Genomic DNA, 3903 nt, shown 5'->3' on the forward strand with positions numbered 1-3903 from the left:
AGCCACCAGGCAGATTTATAAAAAAAATCGTCCAGCATTTATCTAACAAATGCCAAGGACGACTTTTTTAATTTCTAAATATTTCTAATTTTATTTATCTCTGTAAGGTCAAGTACCCTATCGGCTATGGCCTCCACAAGGGCCTGGTTGTGGGAAATAAAGAGGATTCCTAGGCCGTGTTTTTTTGCAAAGTGGAGTAGGAGTTTACATATTTGAGCCTGGCTTATAGAATCTAGCATAGTTGTGACCTCATCTGCTATGAGGTATTTTGTGTCTTTGGATAAGACTCTTGCTATACAGACCCTTTGGAGTTCTCCGCCGGATAATTCTGTTGGAAACTTAGATAAAAAAGAATCTTCTATGCCAAATTTCTCCTTCACATCAGAATTTACCTCCCAACCCTCATTTAAGATTTTTCCCACCTTCCACCTAATGTTGACATTTTTTTCTGGTGCCTGGTGGACCATTTGAACTGGCAAAAATCCCTTAAGGTCGTTTATATCCCTGCCATCAACGGTAACAGTCCCCCTAGGAGCCTTGATATAACCTGCCATGAGCTTACCGAGAGTTGATTTGCCAAAGCCTGAAGGAGCCATTAGACCTAAGACCTTCCCAGGCTCCAAGTTTAGTGATACATCCTTTAATATCTCATTTTTCCCGTCATAGGAAAAACTCAAATTTTCTACCCTTAACATAGATCATCCACCTCATCTTTACTTAAAAGCTTGAGCCCATTTTCTGGCAAGGCCCTTATAAGCATCTTAGAATATGGGTTTTTAAGGCCTGCACCTTCGTTTTCAAAGGCCTCTACCGGAGAAACTTCGATAATTCTCCCATCATAAAATATGGCAATCCTATCAGCTATGCTTAGGGCCATGTTGATATCGTGGCTTATAATTAAAGAAGTTTTGCAGGCTGCCTTTTGTTCTCTAAAGTATGAGATAATCTCATCTGTGGCTTTTTTATCCATACCTGGTGTAGGCTCATCGGCAATTATAAGGTCAGCATTAGACAAAATGGCATCAGAAACTAAGACCCTTCTTGCCATCCCACCTGATAATTCAAAGGGATACATCTTATCTACTTCTTTGCCCAGACCAAAGGCCCTATAAACTTCTTCTTGTCTTTTATACTCACTTCTTTTTAGGGTCATCCTGGCTTGCTTTGAAGTCTTTAGGAGAGGATTTAGGGCATTTATAGTTTGGGGAATAAAAAATATTTCCTCACCCCTTACTTTTTCTAGGAGGTTTTCATCTAGAACTTCTCCCTTGTAATAAACTTCTCCTTCATAAAAACCATTATAAGGCAAAAGTCCCAATATGGCGTGAGCCAAAAGGCTCTTGCCAGAGCCAGATGCACCAAAAATCGCCATTATCTCGCCTTCTTTTACCTCCAAATTCAAATCTCTTACCACATCTAGCCTCCTTCTTTGAAGGCCCTTTTGGTATTGGTAGAAAGATATATTTAAATTTTTAATTTCTAATACATTCATAAAATCACCTGTGATAAGAATAGGGGTCAATGAGTCTGCCCAGGTTTTCCCCTAGGTTATTTATAGCGTAAACTACCAGGCACAAAAGAAGTCCTGGGAAAAAGGCCAAATGCCAATGTCCCTGGAGGAGATACTTCATTGATTCTGATAAAATTATACCAATAGATGGAGTCGATAGGGAAAGGCCAAAACCTAAAAAGCTTATGGCTGACTCATGCAAAATAGCGTGGGGAAATAAAAGGATAAGTCCCACAATCATCTGCCCTGCTATATGGGGTAGGATGTGATGGATAAAGATAAAGATTTTGGACTTACCCATAGCCCTTGAAATTTTTATATAGTTTTCGTTTTTAAGTTCCAAAATCTCTCCCCTTAAAAGCCTTGTTAGGCTTGTCCAGTGGGTTAGGGCGATTCCTAGGATAACCCCCTTGGCTCCCCTACCAGTTGCTACCGATATAAGGATTAGAAGCATCATGTGGGGGATGGATAAAAATATATCTATAATAAAGTTTACCAATTTATCCACTCTCTTATTGCCAATACTTAAAGCCAAGGAAAATAAGGATGCTATAAGTAGTGATGATAGGCTGCCAATTATCCCTATATATAAGGAATTAGCAAGACCCTTTATAGTCCTTAGGGCCATGTCCCTACCATTGGCATCTGTCCCAAAAATATGGTCAAGGCTTGGAGACTTTAATTTATTGGCAAAGTCTGCTGCCAGACTCTCATCAGTTATCAAAGATCCCTTGATAAAAATAAAACTTAAAAACATAAGGGAAATAAAAATCATTAGGAGGGTCTTTTTTCTAAGACTTAGGCCCCTTTCTTCTACCCTTTGGGAGTAAGACTTGGTCATATTTTTTGTATATAAATTATCTTCTAGTTTCATCTTGCCCCCTTAATCTCGGGTCAATCGCTAGGTATAAGAGGTCACAAATCCTATTTCCTACATAAACAAAGATAGAGGAAAATAAGACCAAACCCAATAAAAGTGGTGCATCTCCCCTAAGACCTGCCTCTACCGTAAGAGATCCTATACCTGGGTAGTTAAAGACATTTTCTACAAGGACTGTTCCTGAAAAAAGCTCCGAAAAGGATGTGAATAATAAACTCAAACCAGGTAAGATTAGGTTTTTAAAGGCAAATTTATTTACGATTTCACTCTTTTTCATCCCCCTTGCCTTGGCATATAGGATATAATCAGAGTTTAAAATATCAATCACCTTGCTTCTTGTATGAAGGATTAGGTTTGATACTCCAACTAAAACCAAGGTCAAAGCTGGAAGAAACAGGTGTTTTAAGGTATCAGCCAGGGTAATATCTTCCCTTAGGACACCTATAGGAGCACCCATGGATGAGGGGAAAATCTTTAATTTCAAAGAAAATACAATAATAAGTAAAATCCCCACCCAATAACTAGGTGTAGATGCAAAAACAATGGCATAGGCCTTGATAATCTTATCCTTGACCTTTCCAGCATTTGCCCCTGCTATTATCCCAAGCCCAATTCCAATAATCCCTTGGAAAATCCAGGCTAGGCCCATTAGTAAAATAGATTTAGAAAAACCTTCTTTGATTATATCAATTACTTCTCTGCCGTAGATATTTGATACCCCCAAGTCTCCCCTAAAAAGGTGACTTAGCCAAGAGAAAAATCTCGCCATGAGGGGTTTATCTAGCCCCCACTGGCTTATTAGTTCTTGTTTGGCTTCAGGGCTTAGGCCTATAGACTTGTTTCTTGCAAAACTTGCGACTGGGTCTATAGGCGATAAGTCCAAAAGAAGAAAGGATATAAAACTTACAGAGATAATTAAAAGAAGGAAAAGAAATAATTCTTTTACAATTCTTTTAACCATCTATTCCCACTTCCAATTTGCTATCGAATCTAAAATTGTAAAGCTAGAGCTGTGTGGTTCTATCTTAGTTTGGCCGATTTCTAGACCGTCTCTTACCATGTAAACATGGTTTTCATTTACAAGCCATACCCATGGAGCATCACCTAGGTGAGAAAAACCAGTTTGTCCATCCCATTGGGCTTTTTTGAAATAATCATAGAAATCATCTAGGTTGTCAGCTGACAAGCCCTTATCAAAATACTCATCTACCCTTGGATTTGAGTAGAAGTTTGTGTTATAAAAATCATAGGCCTGGTACTTAGTTGAATAAGAATAGTACATATCAAGTGGGTCGTAGCCTCCCCAACCAAAGAGGACTGCCTGATCATACAAATGATCCATTACATAGTCCCAGTCACCATACTTAGTTTCTACTTCTATACCGATTTGACGAGCTTTTTCTGCAAAATAAACCGCAAGGTTTTCCCTATCTTGGTAGGCATAGTAGAGGTCAAACTTAGCCCTTAGACCGTCCTTTTCACGGATACCATCGGAGCCTGCCTTCCAACCTGC

Annotated in this window: 4 protein-coding genes and 1 pseudogene; all 5 read right to left on the reverse strand. The window is 39.0% G+C overall.

Annotated features, from left to right (window positions below; genetic code table 11):
• Nucleotides 1–74: 74 nt before the first annotated feature.
• A complete protein-coding gene (locus Q0410_RS04000; protein WP_299033059.1) occupies nt 75–695 on the reverse strand; it encodes an ABC transporter ATP-binding protein in 621 nt (206 codons plus the stop codon).
• Nucleotides 689–1492 carry an ABC transporter ATP-binding protein gene (locus tag Q0410_RS04005; RefSeq protein WP_299033062.1) on the reverse strand — a complete coding sequence of 268 codons (804 nt, stop codon included), beginning with the start codon at nt 1490–1492 and terminating at the stop codon, nt 689–691. Before Q0410_RS04005 ends, Q0410_RS04000 begins: the two co-directional genes overlap by 7 nt.
• 4 nt (nt 1493–1496) lie before the next feature.
• Entirely contained in the window at nt 1497–2384 is an 888-nt protein-coding gene (locus Q0410_RS04010) for an ABC transporter permease (RefSeq protein WP_299033065.1), read from the reverse strand.
• Nucleotides 2368–3351: an ABC transporter permease gene (locus Q0410_RS04015; RefSeq protein ID WP_299033068.1), complete on the reverse strand. Its 984-nt coding sequence runs from the start codon at nt 3349–3351 to the stop codon at nt 2368–2370. The genes Q0410_RS04010 and Q0410_RS04015 overlap by 17 nt, the downstream gene beginning before the upstream one ends.
• Nucleotides 3352–3903 (reverse strand): annotated as a pseudogene (locus tag Q0410_RS04020) (ABC transporter substrate-binding protein); the annotation flags it as partial. It lies immediately after the preceding gene.

Origin of the sequence: uncultured Anaerococcus sp. (genome assembly GCF_937934665.1) — a bacterium.
Lineage (GTDB): Bacteria > Bacillota > Clostridia > Tissierellales > Peptoniphilaceae > Anaerococcus.

Bases quoted from the DNA above. Each gene is read 5' to 3' on its own strand.
- Q0410_RS04000 (WP_299033059.1), bottom strand. From the start codon at position 695: ATGTTAAGGGTAGAAAATTTGAGTTTTTCCTATGACGGGAAAAATGAG.
- Q0410_RS04005 (WP_299033062.1), bottom strand. From the start codon at position 1,492: ATGAATGTATTAGAAATTAAAAATTTAAATATATCTTTCTACCAATAC.
- Q0410_RS04010 (WP_299033065.1), bottom strand. From the start codon at position 2,384: ATGAAACTAGAAGATAATTTATATACAAAAAATATGACCAAGTCTTAC.
- Q0410_RS04015 (WP_299033068.1), bottom strand. From the start codon at position 3,351: ATGGTTAAAAGAATTGTAAAAGAATTATTTCTTTTCCTTCTTTTAATT.